At 38.1% G+C, this 19,069-nt stretch carries 22 protein-coding genes; 15 read left to right on the top strand and 7 right to left on the bottom strand.

Features of this window, described 5'->3' with window-relative positions; genetic code table 11:
- The first annotated feature begins 10 nt into the window (after nt 1–10).
- The 4 genes from CWB65_RS15850 to htpX all read left to right on the top strand — a co-directional run bounded on the left by CWB65_RS15850 (nt 11) and on the right by htpX (nt 3,705).
- Nucleotides 11–1,162: an aminotransferase class I/II-fold pyridoxal phosphate-dependent enzyme gene (locus CWB65_RS15850; protein ID WP_138740971.1), complete on the top strand. Its 1,152-nt coding sequence runs from the start codon at nt 11–13 to the stop codon at nt 1,160–1,162.
- The gene (locus CWB65_RS15845; protein ID WP_008131161.1) at nt 1,159–1,992 is read left to right on the top strand and encodes a methyltransferase domain-containing protein; all 834 of its coding nucleotides are present in this window, start codon (nt 1,159–1,161) and stop codon (nt 1,990–1,992) included. Before CWB65_RS15850 ends, CWB65_RS15845 begins: the two co-directional genes overlap by 4 nt.
- 25 nt (nt 1,993–2,017) lie before the next feature.
- On the top strand, nt 2,018–2,701 hold the full coding sequence (bioD, locus tag CWB65_RS15840; RefSeq protein ID WP_138740970.1) for a dethiobiotin synthase: 684 nt from the start codon (nt 2,018–2,020) through the stop codon (nt 2,699–2,701).
- Between the two features lie 140 nt (nt 2,702–2,841).
- Entirely contained in the window at nt 2,842–3,705 is an 864-nt protein-coding gene (gene htpX, locus CWB65_RS15835) for a protease HtpX (RefSeq protein WP_008131159.1), read from the top strand.
- Between the two features lie 76 nt (nt 3,706–3,781).
- Here htpX and gloA read toward each other — a convergent pair whose 3' ends face one another.
- Nucleotides 3,782–4,309 carry a lactoylglutathione lyase gene (gloA, locus tag CWB65_RS15830; protein WP_008131158.1) on the bottom strand — a complete coding sequence of 176 codons (528 nt, stop codon included), beginning with the start codon at nt 4,307–4,309 and terminating at the stop codon, nt 3,782–3,784.
- 373 nt (nt 4,310–4,682) lie between these two features.
- Between gloA and CWB65_RS15825 the strand changes: the two genes are divergently transcribed.
- From CWB65_RS15825 to CWB65_RS15790, 8 genes are all read left to right on the top strand, one after another.
- Nucleotides 4,683–5,036, top strand: a complete 354-nt coding sequence (locus CWB65_RS15825; RefSeq protein WP_008131156.1) for a DUF4844 domain-containing protein — start codon at nt 4,683–4,685, stop codon at nt 5,034–5,036.
- Nucleotides 5,037–5,174: 138 nt separating this feature from the next.
- Complete coding sequence (locus CWB65_RS15820; protein WP_033025663.1) at nt 5,175–5,570, top strand: hypothetical protein; 396 nt, start codon at nt 5,175–5,177, stop codon at nt 5,568–5,570.
- Nucleotides 5,571–5,643: 73 nt separating this feature from the next.
- Nucleotides 5,644–6,042 carry a hypothetical protein gene (locus CWB65_RS15815; RefSeq protein WP_138740968.1) on the top strand — a complete coding sequence of 133 codons (399 nt, stop codon included), beginning with the start codon at nt 5,644–5,646 and terminating at the stop codon, nt 6,040–6,042.
- Nucleotides 6,043–6,276: 234 nt separating this feature from the next.
- A complete protein-coding gene (locus tag CWB65_RS15810; RefSeq protein ID WP_058428868.1) occupies nt 6,277–6,588 on the top strand; it encodes a hypothetical protein in 312 nt (103 codons plus the stop codon).
- Between the two features lie 173 nt (nt 6,589–6,761).
- Nucleotides 6,762–7,094: a hypothetical protein gene (locus CWB65_RS15805; protein ID WP_138740967.1), complete on the top strand. Its 333-nt coding sequence runs from the start codon at nt 6,762–6,764 to the stop codon at nt 7,092–7,094.
- Nucleotides 7,095–7,112: 18 nt separating this feature from the next.
- On the top strand, nt 7,113–7,661 hold the full coding sequence (locus CWB65_RS15800) for a GNAT family N-acetyltransferase (RefSeq protein ID WP_008133077.1): 549 nt from the start codon (nt 7,113–7,115) through the stop codon (nt 7,659–7,661).
- Between the two features lie 198 nt (nt 7,662–7,859).
- Nucleotides 7,860–8,093, top strand: a complete 234-nt coding sequence (locus tag CWB65_RS15795) for a hypothetical protein (protein ID WP_008133075.1) — start codon at nt 7,860–7,862, stop codon at nt 8,091–8,093.
- 108 nt (nt 8,094–8,201) lie between these two features.
- Nucleotides 8,202–8,510: a DUF6419 family natural product biosynthesis protein gene (locus CWB65_RS15790; protein WP_138740966.1), complete on the top strand. Its 309-nt coding sequence runs from the start codon at nt 8,202–8,204 to the stop codon at nt 8,508–8,510.
- A 213-nt stretch (nt 8,511–8,723) separates the two neighbouring features.
- Here the strand turns inward: CWB65_RS15790 and bktB are convergent, their stop codons facing one another.
- The 6 genes from bktB to CWB65_RS15760 form a co-directional block, all read right to left on the bottom strand.
- Complete coding sequence (gene bktB / locus CWB65_RS15785; protein WP_138740965.1) at nt 8,724–9,914, bottom strand: beta-ketothiolase BktB; 1,191 nt, start codon at nt 9,912–9,914, stop codon at nt 8,724–8,726.
- Nucleotides 9,915–10,300: 386 nt separating this feature from the next.
- Nucleotides 10,301–10,903, bottom strand: coding sequence for a hypothetical protein (locus CWB65_RS15780; protein ID WP_008133067.1), 603 nt, complete (start codon nt 10,901–10,903; stop codon nt 10,301–10,303).
- A 196-nt stretch (nt 10,904–11,099) separates the two neighbouring features.
- A complete protein-coding gene (locus tag CWB65_RS15775; protein WP_008133065.1) occupies nt 11,100–11,804 on the bottom strand; it encodes a metal-dependent hydrolase in 705 nt (234 codons plus the stop codon).
- Between the two features lie 75 nt (nt 11,805–11,879).
- Nucleotides 11,880–13,511 (bottom strand): sensor domain-containing diguanylate cyclase, encoded by a 1,632-nt coding sequence (locus tag CWB65_RS15770; protein WP_138740964.1) that lies wholly within the window; start codon nt 13,509–13,511, stop codon nt 11,880–11,882.
- A complete protein-coding gene (locus CWB65_RS15765) occupies nt 13,504–13,971 on the bottom strand; it encodes a type 2 periplasmic-binding domain-containing protein (protein WP_050547955.1) in 468 nt (155 codons plus the stop codon). Before CWB65_RS15765 ends, CWB65_RS15770 begins: the two co-directional genes overlap by 8 nt.
- Before the next feature lie 2 nt (nt 13,972–13,973).
- Entirely contained in the window at nt 13,974–15,203 is a 1,230-nt protein-coding gene (locus CWB65_RS15760) for a hypothetical protein (protein ID WP_008133058.1), read from the bottom strand.
- A gap of 267 nt (nt 15,204–15,470) precedes the next feature.
- Here CWB65_RS15760 and CWB65_RS15755 point away from each other — a divergent pair, with 267 nt between their 5' ends.
- Genes CWB65_RS15755 through CWB65_RS15745 form a run of 3 tightly spaced genes read left to right on the top strand, consistent with a single transcriptional unit; the run spans nt 15,471 to nt 19,002 of the window.
- Nucleotides 15,471–16,286, top strand: a complete 816-nt coding sequence (locus CWB65_RS15755) for an ABC transporter ATP-binding protein (protein ID WP_008133055.1) — start codon at nt 15,471–15,473, stop codon at nt 16,284–16,286.
- Nucleotides 16,286–17,734, top strand: a complete 1,449-nt coding sequence (locus CWB65_RS15750; protein ID WP_138740963.1) for an ABC transporter permease — start codon at nt 16,286–16,288, stop codon at nt 17,732–17,734. The genes CWB65_RS15755 and CWB65_RS15750 overlap by 1 nt, the downstream gene beginning before the upstream one ends.
- Nucleotides 17,731–19,002, top strand: coding sequence for a DUF3526 domain-containing protein (locus CWB65_RS15745; protein ID WP_138740962.1), 1,272 nt, complete (start codon nt 17,731–17,733; stop codon nt 19,000–19,002). Before CWB65_RS15750 ends, CWB65_RS15745 begins: the two co-directional genes overlap by 4 nt.
- The last annotated feature ends 67 nt before the right edge of the window (nt 19,003–19,069 follow it).

Raw genomic sequence — 19,069 nt, 5'->3', positions numbered from 1 at the left:
AGCGTTACTCATGCCATTTGAATTTATTAGCACACACCTTAATGAACGGGCAGAGCAATTGCTTTTACGCAAACGCCACGTGGTACAAAGCGCCACAGCACGAACCATTATGGTAAATGATAAAACCTACCTAAATTTTGCCAGTAATGATTACTTGGGCTTTGGTGATTTAACTATTGAGAACGAAAATATTAATACGTTAGGTAGCCATAGCTCTGCATTAGTAACAGGGTATCAATTACAGCAACAAGCGTTAGAGCAGTACTTATGCACTCAGTTAGGTTATCAAGCTGGGTTGCTTTTTAATTCTGGGTTTAGTGCTAATAGCAGTGTAATTAAAGCGTTGTTTCAGGATAAAGCAGCAGCGCAAAACAGCGCTATTTTTCAAGATAAGTTAAACCACGCTAGCTTAATAGATGGGGCACTTCATTCAAATGCGGCTTTAATACGGTTTAACCACAACGATTTAAATCACTTACGATCTCGGCTCGAAAAGTCAAAAGCACAAAATAAGTTAATTATTAGCGAAGGTGTTTTTTCGATGGATGGTGATACGGCCCCTATCAAAGACCTACTGCGCCTTGCAAAACAACACAATGCATGGCTGATGATAGACGACGCACATGGCTTTGGCGCGTTAGGTAATACAGGACTGGGTAGTTGCGAAACACTTATTGGGAATATTTTACCCGACATACTCGTCATCACATTTGGTAAAGCAGTTGCTAGTAGTGGCGCGTGTGTATTGGGTTCACGCGCATTTATAGACTACATGCTGCAATATAACCGCGATTACACATACTCAACGGCTATGTCGCCATTATTGGCAGATAATACATTAGTTCGCTTAAAGCACATTAAAAAAGCTAACACGCAACGAGTAATGTTAAATAAAAACATTGCTACTTTTAAACACCTTGCACAACAGCACAACATAGCGGTAATGGAGTCCGATACGGCTATTCAACCTATTGTATTAGGGTGTGCAGAGCAAACATTAAAAGCGGCTAATAAACTCAAGCAACAAGGAATTTGGCTAACCGCTATTCGGCCACCTACGGTTGCGTACAATACTGCACGCTTAAGAGTGACGTTAACGGCAGCGCACACCCTTGATGATATTACTTATCTAGTTAAACATTTAGCAGAGGCACTATTATGATAGCCCATGCACTTGATAGTAAGCCGGTTACAAAGCCCGCAACACTGTGCCATTTAAAAAGGTTTAACCCAGCCCTTAAAAAAGGAGCGCAGGTTAAATTTTCAAAAGCGGCGGGTGATTACAATACGCATGCACATGTTCAAAAAAAAGCAGCGGATGATTTGTTCAAATTAATAACGCCTTTAGCATGTAATAAAAATAAGGTGTGTGTTGATTTAGGTGCAGGCCCACTTGTAAACACCCATCAGCTTAAAAGCCTTTATGGTAATGTGCTTTCCATGGATTTAAGTTTTAATATGCTCAATAGTTGTAATAAAGGCGATTACAAAGTATGCGCAGATATGGACAATTTACCATTACAATCAAACAGTGTAGATATTATTTTTAGTAACTTTGCGGTGCAATGGTCAGCTAACTTTAACGTGCTTTTAAAGTCACTTTATGAGGTATTAAAACCGGGCGGGCAAGCTTTTATTAGCACTGTAGTTGAAGGCTCACTTAACGAAATAAAAACAGCGTTTGCTGCGGTAGATAGCCACAGCCATATTAATACATTTAATTCGGTTGATTATATAAACCAATCGGTCCAAAGTTCTGGTTTTAATGTTACAAACACTATAAGCACAATGTATACAGATAAATATTCGACACCGCTGCAAGCAATTCGCTCAATAAAAGCAATTGGCGCAACCACTCATAATACAGGAAAAACACGCCCAGGTTTATTAACAAAATCGGCGCTTAAAACGGCGTGTGCAGCGTATCCATTAATAAACCAAAAAGCCTGTGTTTCTTATCATGTAGTATTGTTATCATTAACTAAAGCGTAAACATCGTTTGTTACAAGGCAAAGCTATGAAAGAATTTTTTATTACTGGTACCGACACCGATGCGGGAAAAACACATGTAACCAGTTTATTGTTAAAACTGCTTGCCCAACATAAAAAAAAGGCAATAGGGTATAAACCACTAGCTGCTGGGTCTGAAATGGCGTTTGACCAACTTGTTAATGCTGATGCACTTATGCTAATGGAAAGTGCAACAGTTAGCGCAAAGTATGACGTGGTAAACCCCTTTACTTTTGCACCACCCATAGCCCCCAACATAGCCGCAGAGCAGGCGGGTGTAACTATTAATGTAAGTGAACTTACTGCAGCCTATAAAACGGTAAAACAGCAAGGCGCTGACTACCTGCTTACAGAAGGTGCTGGTGGTTGGGCTTTGCCTATTAATAATACCGAGTATTTATACGATTGGGTAAAAGCTGAGAAACTACCGGTTATATTAGTGGTTGGTATGAAGTTGGGCTGCTTAAATCATGCACTTTTAACCGCAGCACACATACAAAGCTTAGGTATTAACTGTATAGGTTGGATAGCCAACCAAGTTGATGAACACATGGATGAATACCAAGCAAACCTTGATAGTTTAAAGGCACGCTTACCGTTTCCCATTCTTGCTATTAGCCCGTATAGCGAACAAACACCAAAATTACAAATTTATAAAACACTTCTTGAAAATTTATCAATAAATCCATAAATAGTACTTGCGCTGTGACATAGTTTGTCACAGAATAACACTACCGCATTGACATAGTGTGTCATTGCGGTAGTGTTGCTTACAGCCGATCAAATTTTAGTAAATCGCTCAGCAATGAATGTTATTTTTGGAGAACGCGAATGAAACGTGTATTTTTGTTTTTATTAACTAACCTTGCGGTTATGTTGGTATTAGGTGTGGTGCTTTCAATTATAATGAGCGCGCTAGGCTTAAGCCATCGTAGCCTAGGTGGTATATTACTTATTGCGGCCGTATTTGGTTTTGGTGGGTCGTTTATTTCACTCTATATGTCTAAATGGATTGCTAAAAAATCAACGGGTGCGCAGGTTATTACTCAACCAAGTAACCAAACCGAACAATGGCTTGTAAACACTGTGGCAGTACAAGCTAAAAAAGCTGGCATTGCAATGCCTGAAGTGGCAATTTACGACAGCCCTGAAATGAACGCCTTTGCAACAGGCCCAAGTAAAAACAATTCACTAGTTGCTGTAAGTACAGGCTTAATGCAAAGTATGACCCAAGATCAAGCCGAAGCAGTGCTTGCTCATGAGGTGTCACACATTGCTAGTGGCGATATGGTAACGCTTACGCTTATTCAAGGTGTGGTAAATACCTTTGTTATATTTGCTGCAAAAGTGTTGGCAAATATTGTAGATAATTTTCTTAATGGCGATGAAGAAGAGGGCGGAATAAGCTGGACCTACATTTTGTTCGATATGTTATTCCAAGTCCTGTTTGGTGTGTTGGCAAGTATAGTTGTAGCGCATTACAGCAGACAGCGTGAATTTGCAGCCGACAGCGGTGCCGCTAAATTAGTTGGTACAGATAAAATGCGTTCTGCTCTAGAAAGGTTAAAGCAAAACCATCCTTCACAATTGCAAGGTTCAATGGTGGCATTTGGTATTGCGGGTGGTAAAAGCATGGCTGAGCTGTTTTCATCTCACCCGCCGCTTGAAACACGAATAAGTGCACTGAGTAAGTAATTTTACAATAAAATACAAAAGCCAGCGTAACAGCTGGCTTTTTAGTATGTGGTAACCGTTTTATTAAGCGTTGAGATTATTTACCAAAAATAATATCGGTTATGCCATCTGGTGAGAGTATTTCTATCCAGTAGCCATCAGGGTCTTTTATAAAAGCTAAGCCTTTCATTGAACCATCGTCTGGTTTTTTTACAAACTCTACATCGTATTTTGCAAAGCGCTCACTGGCTGCGTAAACATCGGGTACACTAATACCAATATGGCCAAACCCTTTTGGTTCGTCGTTACCGCTGTGGTAGCCTGTAAAACTATCGTCGTTTTCTGTGCCCCAGTTGTGAGTGAGTTCTATAAGAGCAGGGCGACCAAATACCCATTTCGCTTTTGTCTTATCATCACCTTCTGGCTGTGTTGGCTCGTAGCCTAAAAAGTACAGCGTAAACTTCATTTCAGGAAAGTCATACTTACCTAATAGCTTCATACCTAATACATTTTGATAAAATGCCAGCGACGGTTTTGGATCTTTTATACGTAACATAGTTTGCTGCATTACATAGCCTTCAGTGGCCTGTGCAATTTGCTCTGGAGATTCGTCATACTGAGACATGCGGTGATCCTTAATGAAATGAATGAAAAATTTAAATAAATTTATAAAAGCAGATTTTGCATCATCATAATCAACAGCAGCAAAAATTAAAACCACCTAGCTAAATTAACAGCCAGTGAGTTAAGTGTTTTATAAGCAAGAAATAGCATATTAAATGATGCTGTGTATTTATACAGTGTTGGTGTTTTGTCTAATAACATTATTAAAAGTCGTTTTAGCGCATTTAAAAAAGGGCGGGTTATAGCCTAGGTAATTAGCTGTTTACATTAAAGTTATTTAGTGGAAGTATTAAGCAATGTAATTTACACCGTTATGAGATGTTATAAATCCCTGAAGTGGTGTTCAATAAATTGTTATGTGCCAGGAGGATAATATGGAATACAGTCCTTTATTAGAAGTTCAAAATCAGACCTTGGTCATAACTCAGTGCACATTATCCGAGTTAAAAAGTTTTAAGAATAGCGAGTTGTTTGCTGAACTGCCTGGCCGTGTTCCAAACGAAAAACAGCTATTAACTAAAATGTTAGACTCTATTTTAGGCACTCTCATTAATGGCCTTTTGCAAAATCCATCAAAACTTTGGGTTATGGAAACGTTTTTGCCAGAATTAGAAATAATAGAAATGCAAGACACTGAGGCTAAAGAACACTTTGGGGACCATTTAGAGATAATTATGGATATCCTAAATATAGAAAGCTCAGATGGCTTATTGAGTTACTACTTATAAGGATGTATTGGTGGGTGAACATAAGAAAAAAATAAGCCAGTGACTTCGTTTGCTAGGACGCTACATGCCGCTAGACTTCGCCATTATGTCCACACGCCTGTGGCCCTTATTTAAAAGTTATATACTTAGGAGGGAATCGTGCATATTGCCATAAGTTTTAAAACTTCAAAGTTTAATGTTTCAAATGAAAATAAGAATCCCATAAATCCGATTTATGGGGAATCATTATTGAAATGGCTAAAGTTAGAACTTAATTCATCTCACGAAATAACAGAACCTGATGCGGAAGATTGGGGGTGGTATAGCAACATTATATGGAATGATCGTGAGTACATACTTGGTGCTTCAACTTTCTATAAAGACGGAGATGATCCAAATTCTGAATTAGAGTGGATTTTTCAAATTGATAAGCAACGTTCATTTATAGAAAAGTTACTCGGTAAAGAGAAAATATCTCGCAGTGATGAATGCGTATTGTTTTTCAAATCAAAGCTAGAAGCAGAGTCAGATATTAATTCTTTAGCATTTGAGTAATTGGCATATAACAATCATTAGAGCAGGACAATGTTCCTCACCCGTTTTAGTGCGGTAATTATTAAGGGGTCCCATGAAGATAGTTATACTTTTTATTTTTCTTTTTCCCCCTTCTTTTTTTGCAGATGATTGCTCTTTTGAACACCTACGTAATGACTTTATTACTGAAAGTGCAGAGATTGATGCAAAACAAAGTTTTGAGACTAAAGGAGTGTCTTTTATCGCCATCGCTAATGGTTTAGTTCCTGCTCGCCCTGGGTTTGAGCATATTCAAATGACAGCATGTATTATATTGAAAACTAGATGGGATGTTTTGTGGGTTGGTGCAGACAGCAGTAATTGTTCTGCACAAATTGAGCTGGAAAAACACGCCATAGCTTATTCACGTATTTTTAACGAGGAAATGCTGGAACTCGCTAAGCATAGTAAAAACTATAATTGTGCTAATGATTTTCAAAATTTACTTAATTAGAACGAGTACGACTTTTTATATTCTTTTAGACACGCACTCTTCAAAACAAATACAGGAAAGCAAATCACGTCATTCTGTTTACAATAAATGTAAGCCAGCCAAAAAAGAGCAAATGAGTCATTTGCTTTAAGCCAAATATTAATATTAACTAATAAATAGTTACAAATTAAAGTTGGTTTTATTACCGTAAGTCATTTAGTTTATTGATTATAGTTTTATGTAAAAAGGATTTTTATGAGTAATTCATCTACGAGAGAAAAAGTAGCGTTCACGTTGTGTGTTAGTTTTGCTTTTTTATTATTAATTAGCGGTATTTACGATTTTTGGATTATCGAATTTAAAGCACAAGATTTATTAATGAGTATTGGGGCATTTTTAATGCTGCTTAGTTTAGCGTTAATGCCGAAAATATTTTTCTTACCTTTTGCTGATATTTTTAAATCAAAAGAAACACCAACTATAGGTATTCCCAAAGTACAGCAATGGATTATGTTCTCAGGTGTATTGCTATGCGCATTTGGTTTTGCATTGAGGTTGTTTTTTTAATGAATGTGAAACTTAAACTTACTGTATAAGTTAAAGGCTTAGTGATTATATAAAGTTTACTGCTAGATATAATAGTATGTGCTTTAGCTTATGTTTGATTACTCGTCGTTAACTACTAAATAGAGGGTGTAGCTATAAACATATTACATGTAGATGGCGCGGCTGGTTTTAGCGTGGGTGTATTGTTATTTGCTTTATTAGAGTGGGTTTCGGTTTTATATAATCTACCTGTAAATATTGTAATTTTACTTGCCAGTGCCAATGTTATCTATGGGATTTACGCTTTAACCCTTGCTTTTTTAGTCACTAAGCCTGTTTACACAATCACTGTATTGGCAATAGCTAACGCGGTATGGGTATGTATATGCATTTTTATTGCTTTATATTATGTACAAACAGCAAGTTTAATTGGCGTTATGTTTATTATATTAGAAGCTGTGTTTGTGTGTATTTTGGCATATTACGAATTCAAATTTAGGTTTGTATTAACAAACGCACAATTATAAGCATTGAATAGGAATGAAATGGATTTTCCAATATTAAACACCTCACGCATTGTGCTTGACCAAGTCACAGCAGCAGATTCTATGGCCCTGTTTGAGCTTTTTTCAAACCAGTCTGTTATAAAATATTACGATTTAGAAGCAATGACTGAATTAACCCAAGCGAGCAATTTAATCACGTTATTTAATGATCGTTTTAATGAAAATTTAGGAATACGCTGGGCTATTCGGTTAAAAAAATCTAATAAACTGATTGGTACTTGTGGGTTTAACTCATGGAATGCCAAAATGCAAAGTGCTGTTATTGGTTATGATTTACACCCCGATTATTGGGGGAAAGGGTATGTAACAGACGCAGTAAATTGTATTGTAAAAACAGCTTTTGAAGGTAAATTACCGTGTAGCATACACCGAATACAAGCCGATACTGTTTTAGGTAATGCCGCGTCTGAGGCGGTATTATTAAAAGTAGGTTTTAAAGAAGAGGGTATAAGGCGCCAAAGTGGCTATTGGAAAAAACAATTTCACGATCTTAAATGCTTTGGGTTGTTAAAAACAGAGTACATGTAAATGTTTAGGGACCTAATAAAAGCTTAGTAAGGAACACATATTAAGATTTTTTTAAAGCTATTGTTATTACTGCTTATTGTATATTAATAAGTTAGAGACTTTGTTCGTGCTCAAAAACGAGTAGCCTTTTAAAATACAGACAGCCTACAAGCTAATTTATTTTTAAGTTAAATTTAAAGGAATACAAAGGAAATTTTTATGAAAGACATTAAACGTATTTGGTTTTGGTTTACGCTAGTTGTGTGCCCATTATTAATAATTTTAGGTGTAGCGACTTTTGCACAATTATTAGGGGAGTATGTGTATTCGCCTCAATATAGCCTTTCTTCGTTATCTAGCTTTCAAATTGTGTTTATGGCTGGTGGAATTTGTGCATTTTCTATATTTTTAACCACAATAAAAGAAGCCAAAATACGCTTTTTTACAACATGAGTTCGTTAACATTAGAAATTGCGGATGTTAAGCAGACCCGGCAAAGTTAATTTGGTTTAATCCTCTTTTAATTACTTGGATTAAACGCCACTTATCATTGAGGTTATTATGTTTAAAATAATAATTGGATGTGCTGTTATATTTTCATTCGTTTGCATGTTACTCGCCGTTGCACCATTTACGCCTGCGATTTTAGGTTCATTTTTTATGTTGTTGTTTGCAGGGGCTATAGGGTACAAAGGCTACCTTCAATCAAGTTTAATATTGCTACTAATTAATACGCTGGCAGTTATTGGCAGCCCAGCTATAAACATTGGTAACAACAATACATTACTGTTTTTACCGGTTTTATTTTTAATATCATTTGGTGGTGCTTTTTTGGGGGTAAGAAAGTTAACTTGTAAACACGGTTTATAAACCGAGTTTTGCCAACGATAATAGTTAAACTATAAGATGAGGTAGCTCTTATTTTTCTGTTTAAAGAGTTTTTAAATAATTAATTTTCGCAAATAAAGACTCAAGAGGAAGTTCGCGAAACATATAGCCTTACACGTTTTTAATTCCTCTCAAAGCAAAGTGTCTTTTGCTCTATGTGAATACAGCTTTTTATTGAACTAACGAGGCCTAAAATTAAATCGCTTCAAAAATGGCTGCTATGCCTTGTCCGCCGCCAATACACATAGTAACTAGCCCATATTTACCGTTAATGCGTTTTAGTTCGTATAAGCATTTTGTTGATAAAATAGCGCCTGTTGCGCCAACCGGGTGGCCTAAGGCAATGGCGCCGCCATTCGGATTTAATTTATGCGAAGGAAAGTTTAACTCGTTCGCTACGCATAAGGCTTGCGCTGCAAAGGCCTCATTAGACTCAATTATATCAATGTCGTCGATTGTTAAGCCCGTTTTTTCAAATACTTGCTGTACAGCGGGAATAGGTCCTGTTCCCATTAATGAGGGTTCAACACCAGCACGAGAATAGCCAATAAGTCGTCCAATAGGTTGAAGCCCTTGTTCGTGGGCTTTTTGTTCAGACATAAGTACAAGCATAGCTGCGCCATCGTTTATACCTGAAGATGTAGCAGCTGTTACTGTGCCATTTTGTTTAAAGTAGGGCTTAAGTGTGGCAAGTTTTTCAGTTGATGTGTCTGCACGAACATGTTCATCTGTATCAAATATTTGGCTCCCTTTACGCGATTTAATTTCGATTGGCACTATTTGAGACTTAAAAAGACCTTTTTCAATTGCTTTAGCTGCTTTATTGTGACTTTGCGCTGCGTAATTATCTTGTTCTTCGCGGCTGATTTTATATTTTTCTGCGACATTTTCTGCGGTGATCCCCATAGGATTGTTATCCCACGGATCTTGTAATGTTGTTGTAAGCTCGTCCAACATTACGCTGTTGCCCATTTTTTGTCCCCAGCGGTTACTTTGAAGTGTATAAGCTGATGTGCTCATACTTTCTGAACCACCAGCAAGGGCTGCATCCACATCACCTAATTGAATTTGTTGTGCTGCTTGTATTATTGCCTCTAGGCCTGACCCACATAAGCGATTAAGTGTAACTGCATGGCTGCTGATAGGTAGCCCGGCATTTAAGCCGATAACACGAGATAGGTAGGCATCTTTTGGGCCATTGTGTATTACCTTACCAATCACGGATGAACCTATTTGGTTTAAGGGAATATGTGCTCTTTTAATGGCTTCTTTAGCGCAAAGCGTACCAAGCTCTGCAGGGGTAAAGTTTTTAAGGGTTCCGCCAAAGCTGCCAATTGCTGTTCTTACGGCACTTAATACAACAACACCGGTGTTAGATTTTGTCATTTTTTCTCTTTATTATTAATCTATTAGCGAAGTAGGGGATGCTAAATAATTAAATTTAGCTTGTATTGGCACTTTAGCATACTAATGAGGTGGGTAAAAAAGCAATGTTATAAATAATAAATAGTGCTACCAATTTAAAGCCTACAGAAATATAGCTTTGTTTACGTTTATATTTTATTTAATAGATTCAGGGTCTCTTTTACAGGCGATTTAAATAAACATGAAGGCAGTTATATTTTTTTAGTCAATTGGATAAATAGGTTTAGAGATAAACAATTTGGAATACGTTGGGCGAATGGGTTAAATGTAAAACATCGGCCCATATAAAATATTAGCCGATGTTTATAACCTATAAATTATATACCTTGCTTGTAAGGTATTAGGCCTTAGTCTGCTTTGCGGTAAAGGCTTATTAAGCATATTGATAAAAGTAATGTTGCAACCATGCCTGAAGCACCAGCAACGCCTGATGGTAGAAATCCATCACGGCCAAAAATAATTAATATAGCATTGGCAAGCATTGCAACACCGCCTGCAAGGGCTGTAAGGCTACCAATGGCTTTGCCACCTTTAGCAATAAAAGATAGGCCAAATACAAGGGCTGCTAAGCCTAATAATAATTTAGCTGCGTAGTAAATCATGAATGATAAAGACACTACACCACCAATTAATGGTTGTGCGCCTTCTACTGCGCCCGCTACTTTTCCAAATGTTGAAAATAAAGTTAGGCCAATACTTACTTGTATTATGTTAAGAACAGCGCTAAATGTGATTGCCGACCAGCCTAGTTGAGATTTTTTTGCTTGCAGCATAGCTGCACCTGAAAATGCAACAAGTACTGTGAACAGCACCGCTTCTAGACCCCATGCATACTGCCTTGAAAAGCTAATTCCGCCACTATAAAGCGCTGTAAAAATAGCCTGTGTTATCGCTAACGCCAACAATAAAGATGCTGCAATTAGGGTGGTGCGTTTATTCGTAAATTCCATTAAGGACCTCTTATAATTTATATTTGACGCTTTAAATGATGCAAAAGCTTTCGAACTTGCAGGTATAAGACAGGTGAAACTATTTAATAATTTCGTTTAAAATTATAAAAATATTTTGTATTAAATAGTGGCAACTAATTTAGCAATGTTATAACTAGTTAAAGTTAGTAACATTGCAAACTGCCCTAATACTAAACTAACTAGATAAAAGCCTAAAATGAGACCAGTCACTCAAGGCCGATATAGTTTGCGCTGTAGGAGGGGCAACATAGATTAAACATGTAATAGCTATAATCGAAGCCAATGTAATTAATTTATTATCAAATTCAGCCACTTTTAGAGCCGATCCAAATGACCGTTTTATTTCCACATTACTTAAATCTACGCTGTAAATTTCATCAAGCAATAAATGAATGAAGCCGCCGAGTAAAATAAACCCACCTGTTAACCAGGCAAAAGTTGCCGAATAAAGGGTTGATTGGTCATTCAATTGCCATGTTACTTGAGTTGTTAACAACGCGCAAAGCAGTATAAATAATAAAGAGTGGCAACTGCCTCTATGTACTGTGATCCATTCAAAAATGGGCCTGACAATATATTTCATAAATCCATACACTAACAAAGGCACTACAATTAACTCGACAAAACTAATTTGAATAGTTAGCTCTGTGGTAATGTAATGCATTACTATTAATACAGTACTTAGCGCAAATAAGTTAAAAATAGTATAGAGTGATGTGGAGTTATCAGAGTCTATGTCTGGTAATAAGCCGCCAATGGAGCCTAAAAACCACAACCAAAGTGCGCCGTTTAAATCAATGTGATCTGCAGATAATAATGTGGCTGAGCTTAAGCCGGTGATGATAACAGCAGTATTTAGATGAGTATTGAAGTTTGCCATTGTATATCTTGATAGGAAAATAGGTTTGCATTTTAGCTATTGAAAACTTAATTGTTCAATATACTTAAGAGGATCTTATTTTTTTAACTCGTCATAAAAGGCAACATTTCCGCGGCCTGTTTCTTTTACGTGATAAAGGGTTTTATCACCGTTGTGCATTAATTCATGAAGTTCAGTGCCATCAGTAGGGGCTATTGCAATACCTATGCTTGCACCCACTGCGCATGTTTTAGTGTTTGAAATACTAACTTGTTGTTGTAGCTCATTTAGTAAGGTGGTTGCTTGCTCAAGGGTTGCTGCTTTGTTGTAGGTGTTTACCTGTCTTGCAATAATAAATTCGTCACCGCCTAGACGAATACACATGTCGTTTTTTTCGTGAAATAGGGTTTTAAATCGGTGCGCTGTTTCTATGAGCACTTTGTCACCAGCTTCGTGGCCATAGGTGTCGTTAATGGGTTTAAACTTGTCTAAATCGATCATCATAAGTACCAAGTGCTTATTATTTTTTATACATTCGCGTAGCGCTTTTTGAAGGCGTTTTTCACCGGCGCGGCGGTTTAATAGGCCGGTTAGCGGATCGTGATCGGCTTCAAAGCGGGTTTGAAATTCACGTTCTGCTCGTTCGGTCACGTCATGTAAAATCACTTCTACTAATTGTTCTTGCTGGGGACTTCGGTTGTTTTGTCTTTGGTCTGTTAACCTTACAAATAAGCAATGAAACCAAACCGTTTTGTAGCCTATTTTACACTCAACATCTAATGTTGTTTGAGGTGGATTTATATCACTGCGAATATCTAACAGTAGACTTTGTAATTTTTCAACGTTATTTAATAATTCAGGGAAGTGCAAGGTTGATAACTTTTCTTCACCGGGTAGGGTAAAGTAATGTTTAAACGCAGGGTTAAAGGTAGTGATAGTATTTTTATCATCCAGTAAACAAATGCCAGCACTGGCTTGTTCAAATATAAGTCTAAATTTTGCTTCCAGTTCTTGTGTTTTTTTTCGTAGGGTTTGTTCATTGCTAATAGTTAAATGCAGCTCGTGCATTAAAGCATTTATATTTTGTGTTAATCGACTTATTTCATCTCGTTTACCCTGTTTAAAGCTTAACATTTTAAGGGTTTCAGGTTTAGATGGATTAATTTTAGCAAAGCTATCAGTGAGGTTTTGGATAGGTTTCGTAAGCCACCTTTGTACAACAAGCGACACAAAAAAAGCAATGACGATAGATTGTATTAGCATTAATATGAATTCTTTTTTTAGTGCGGCTTGTGCTTGTTGCTGTATAAATTTATCGTCGGGGTATATTGATAAAACGCCTATAAAAGTGTCATCTAGAAAAGGGTGAACAAGCTTAACTAATACTGCTTCTTTTTGTTTATTAATAGTTCCATTTGCAACAAATAATTCCATTTCTCCTTTTGTGTTTGATTTACCCTCTATGCTTGCGCCTTGCACAATATCGTTACTTAGCAAGCCATTAATTATTTCTTGGCTTAATTCCTGATCGTTTAGATAAGCAGCTATAGTCGCTGCTTTTTCAACGGTATGGGCTAACTGCTGGACAAGTAGATAGTTGGTGTTTTTCTTTTCTTTAAGGTCTGAGTAATACGACAGCATTGACGACACTATTGATACAACAATAGCAACTAAGGCAATAGATAAAGCGACTCGTAAGTAGAGTTTTTGGCTAATAATTTTAATCAAACGTGTATACCACTTTTACTGTATCTGTAACGTGCGACAAGGGGATATAGCCAATTGCATATTGCGATGATGCAATTGTTTTTAATGCATCTTCCAAAGAGGCTGATGGTGTGGGGGGCTTTCCTCTGCCCGAAAATAATAACCTGGCCCAATACGCATTTATTTGCTGCTCATCTTTATTAACCAATTTTAAGTAAAAATCGTTTTTGAATGCTGATTTCGCGGGCAGATCGAGTGGCTTTGATATTTCACCATCAGGGAAAGTTGAATATCGGCCCATATAAATATCTATTACTTCTCGTTTCGATAAGGCATTAATAGTATTATTTTTGTTTACCACTACAACAAATTCAGTAGATTCAGTAGATTCAGTAGATTCAGCAGATTCAGCATACATGCTAACAACTAGCAGAAACATGGAAAGTATTAAATTAAAGCAAAGGTTACGAGCGATTATCATAACTAAAAAACCATGCTAGCATTTAAGCTGAGTACATGTACTTTGTGACCTTTATCGACATCTGCAGGATTACTTAAGCTCCATAATCCCGCACCAACTGGTTTTATATCAAAGCGATCTAGTTGAGCTTTTAGAGCTAATCGCTCTGATAGTTGCCATTTTACACCTATGTTTATCGAATGCTGATGTACATAGGGAATCTTAATTGAAGCTTGAGCAGCTAGAGCAAGTTGTTGTATTGGTCTTGATATTTGTTCGGGTGTACCGGGTGAAAAAACAGGGTCAATTACTTTAATTACATTTTGGCGGTTTTTTGCTGCAGAAAAGCTAGTGTAAAATATTGCATTGTTTACTCGGTAACCTGCGCTAATGTAACTGTTGAGTACTGATGGTGCAATTATCCAATCGGACTCTGAAATACCCATTTCAGATTGAATAAGCCAATTATCATAATCGTAAGTAAGCCCAAATGCAGCGTACCTTATACTATTTCCCTCGGTATTAAATTTGTTCGATATTGTTTGCGCTTGTGGCCATATACTTTGCGGCACAGAGTCTAGTGAAGATATAAACTCATCCAATGCTGTTAGTTTGTAATCGCCAAAACCGGACCTTGATAATGAAAAACGCATTGTCCATGCATCTAAAGAGTATGTTGCACTAAGGGTTGTTAAGTTATCAAAATCAATAAAAAAATCGTCATTATAGGCCTTTATTTTTGCTGTAGAGCCACCATAAGCGAGTTTTAAGCGTAAGAAGCCATCGTTAATGGCTTTACTGTATTCAACGTCTATTCCATCAAAATTACCTGCAATGTTTGCAAACGAGTAATACGAATGAGGCGGGCGCACCCACAAGTAAGCGTATCCAACGTAAGGGTACTCAGAGAGTAAGTAAAGGTCGCTGTTTAACCTACCTGCGCGGATGGCCCAGTTACGTGATGGCCGGTAACGTACAAATGCAAGTTCTAAAAAATTATCAAAGCTTTTGAAGGCATGATCTTGTATCACTATTTGAACTACAGAATCCCAGTTATTTGACAAATATATATTTGCCTGGCCACCTAAAATTGAATCACGCGTAGCTGAAAAACCAGACTTGTTTACATTTGAATAATTAGATGCAAAGCCAATATCTGAGTCGTCAGTGTAACTAAGGGCAAAAGATGCAAATCCGCTAAATTGAACATCAATGTCATTTGCATAGCTTCTATCAGTTGCAGATATTGCCATTAATACGATGATAATGAAGCCTATGATCCGCATGTTATCCGGTATTTATTTAATTAAACATAATAAAAAGATAGCACAATATCTTAAATTACCAACTCGCCAGAATGCTAGGGTTGACGGACTGTGATCACCCTTTCAGTGCCATATTATTTTACACGCTCAGCTGCATGAAATATTGATTAAAAATACAATGTTATATTGTTGCAATTAATGGTTGTTATAGTATAACATTCTTCGCATTGAATATTTCTTAAATAGAGTGTGAATGTGACAACACCTACTGCAATTAATAAAACATCACAGATAAAACCTCAACCAACTGAAAATAATAGCAATTCTTTATTAAATAGTACTCATAAAAATAAAGGTGAAGCCATTATTGAAGTGGACTCGCTAAGTTTTAGTATTAAAAATAACGCCATTTTAAAAAACTTAAATTTTACTGTGGGCTCAGGCGAAATTTATGCACTACTTGGCGGTAACGGTGCGGGTAAATCAACCACGTTAAAAACGTTACTAGGTTTTAATAAACCAACGCAAGGGTCGGTAAAAGTAGCGGGTAAAGAGGTGAGCAAAGCACTTGACTCTGTTCGTACTAAAACGGCGTACTTACCTGAGTCTGCAACGTTATACCCGCATTTAACAGCACGCGAAAACGTAAAATACTTTTTATCACTTGCTGATATTAATAAAACAGATGAGCAAATTAATGCCGCGTTTAACCGTGTAGCGCTGCAACAAGCTGCATGGGAGCGTCCTATGCAAACGTATTCTAAAGGCATGAGGCAAAAAACCGCAATTGCTTTGGCTATTTTACGTGAAGCCCCGATATTTTTCCTTGATGAACCTACATCGGGCCTTGACCCTGTTGCCATAGATGAGTTTAACCATTTGGTGCGTGAGCTTGCATTAACGGGTGCCACTATTTTAATGGTTACGCATGATGTATACGGAGCCTGCCAAGTAGCTAACCGTATAGGGTTACTAAGAGCGGGCGAGCTGGTGGGCGAATTTGACGCGCCAGAAAACGGCCGCATTGATACCGAACAAGTGCATGCAGCCTTTGCGCAAAGAGGCGCGTAATGAGTATAAATAACTTTTCAAAGGTGGTTATAGTTGCCAAAGATGAATGGCGCTATTGGCTTCGCTCAAAACTAGCAATGACCGTTTTAGCCATTGGCTTACTGCTTACGCTTTCATCGGTTGTGGTGACCGCAATTACTATGCTTGAACTAAGCCATGATCGCCATGAACTTCAATCAAATGCCGAGCAAAGTTTTATTCAGCAGCCCGATCGTCACCCACACAGAATGGTGCACTATGGGCACTATGCCTTTAGAACGCCTTCACCACTGAGCACCCTCGACCCAGGTATTGACGCATACACAGGTAACTCAATATTTTTAGAAGGGCATAGGCAAAATAGTGCAATGTTTGCCGATCAACGCCAAGGTACAGCGCTTACTAAATTAGGAAGCTTAACGCCAGCTTTTATAGTGCAAACACTAGCGCCGTTACTGCTTATATTAATTGGCTACAGCTCTATTAGTCGTGAGCGTGAATCGCAAACGCTGTCGTACTTATTAGCGCAAGGCATGTCGGGTATTACGCTTATTGCCGGTAAAGGTTTAGCACTGCTTTCGGTAGTGGGCTTGGTTATTGCGCCACTGGCTGTATCGGCTTTGTTTACGGTATCTGCGGGTGAAAGCTTATTAGCAGTTGCCAGTTTTGTTGTCGGTTACGCTTTATATTTAACTGTGTGGGTATTACTGGTTTTACTCGCATCGAGTGTGTTAAGTAAAAACAGTGGTAGTTTTACGGCGCTTGCGTTTGTATGGATTTTACTGTGTATTGTTATGCCGCGCGTAGCAAGTACTACGGCCTCAACGGCTGTGCCATCTGCCGGTAAAATAGAAACCGATTTTGCTGTTAAAGCCGAGCTTAGAAAACTAGGCGATGGCCATAACACGAACGACCCTGCATTTAAGCAATTTAAACAATCACTCCTTAAAAAGTACAACGTAAATAGCATTGGTGAGCTGCCGGTAAACTTTAGAGGTTTAGTAGCCAGTGAATCAGAGGCTAAACAAGCCAACGTACTAAACCAATTTGCTGAGCAACGTATGCAAAGTGAACTTAAGCAAACGCAGGTATCGCGTTATTTTGGTTGGGTATCCCCTATGGTGGCTATTCGCACGCTTTCTATGATTGTGGTGGGTACAAGTATTGAAACGCATCATCGCTTTTTACGCGAAACTGAGCAACTTCGCTTTGATTTTGTGCAAGGGCTTAACAAAATTCATATTGAAGAGCTTGATTACAAAGATGATATGAACCGCAATGCTGATGCCGCAGCCACTAAAAAAGCACGTGTAGGCGCAGAGAACTGGCAAATACTACAAGACTTTAATTTTAATGTAGACAGTGCAGATGTTCGAGCACAAAGAAGTGTACCTGCGTTTTTACAGTTATTACTGTGGATTGTATTACTTGTGGGCGGTATTAAATTTGTAGGAAAACGTTTGTTATGAGCTATTTAATTACACAACTTATGCGTGAATGGGGCTTTTTACTGCGCCAAAAATACGTAGTGGTATTACTACTGTGTAGCCTTGTTTTATCGGGGTTTGCTATTTACAGCGGGTTAAGCGAAGTAAGCGCACAGCAGCAAACAATAGAGCGCTTAAAAGCAGCAGATCAAAGCGACCGCGCCAAAGTACAGAAAAAGCAAAGCGATGCAGGCATGTTGGCTTATTACAGCTTTCATTTAACGTACTCGCAGCCATCTAACCTGGCATTTGCTGCTTTAGGCGAGCGCGATATATTCCCGTGGAAACACCGCATTAATTTATTAGCGCTTGAGGGGCAAATTTACGAAAGCGATGCACAAAATGCTGAGGTGGCTCAAGCCGGTAAAATAGATTTTGTGTTTGTAATTAGTGCGCTAGCGCCACTGGTTATTATTTTGCTGTTTCATGATTTATTTGCAAGCGAGCGTACCAGCGGTAGGCACGATTTATTAGTCACTACAGCTAAGTCTTACTTTGCTTTGTGGGGCGCTCGTATAACCGTAAGGTTTGTAGCAATAACAGTGTGTTTAATGCTGCCATTTTTTGTAGGCGGATTTATAGCTGGGGCAAGCGCGTATGAAGTGGCGTATGTATCGCTGTTGTGTATTGCCTACCTTGCATTTTGGACTGCACTAAGCGTGTGGTGGGGTAAAAATGCCACCAGTGCGCCACGTGTTGCCTCCAGCTTAATTGGTTTGTGGGTGTTGTTTGCTTTTATCATTCCTATTTTAGGCGACCTTGCTATAAACAAGTCAGTGCATTCGCCTAAAGGGGGCGACATTATGCTTACTCAACGTGAAGCTGTAAACGATGCGTGGGATTTACCAAAATCTGCCACTATGCAGCCTTTTATTAAAGAGTACCCAGCGCTTGCACCATATATTGATATGAACAGCGAATTTGAATGGAAATGGTATTACGCATTTCAGCAAATGGGCGATTTAAAAGCGGCAAAGCTTTCAAAGGCCTATCGCGACGCAGCCGCTAAAAAATACGAGTTAGCCGGTTTTGTATCTTGGATTTCGCCACCGTCGTTATTGCAGCGCAGCTTAACCCGTACTGCCAATACCGATTCAATTGCCGCTTATGCTTATGAGCAGCAAATTAGAGATTTTCATCAACAATTACGCGAGTTTTATTACCCGTGGTTATTTTACAAAGGCGACCCAACTAAAGCAGCCCTTGAAAACATGCCACGCTTTGAAAACACCACACAAAGCGGCAACTAAAAATACAGCGCTAAACGTACCTGTTTAGCGCGATTAAAATTACTACATAACTATAAAATACTTACAT

This window comes from Pseudoalteromonas sp. S554, from assembly GCF_005930865.1.
In the GTDB taxonomy this organism is placed as follows: domain Bacteria; phylum Pseudomonadota; class Gammaproteobacteria; order Enterobacterales; family Alteromonadaceae; genus Pseudoalteromonas; species Pseudoalteromonas marina.
The sequence above is the reverse complement of the archived record's forward strand: the minus strand, read 5'-3'. Positions and strand labels throughout refer to the sequence as shown.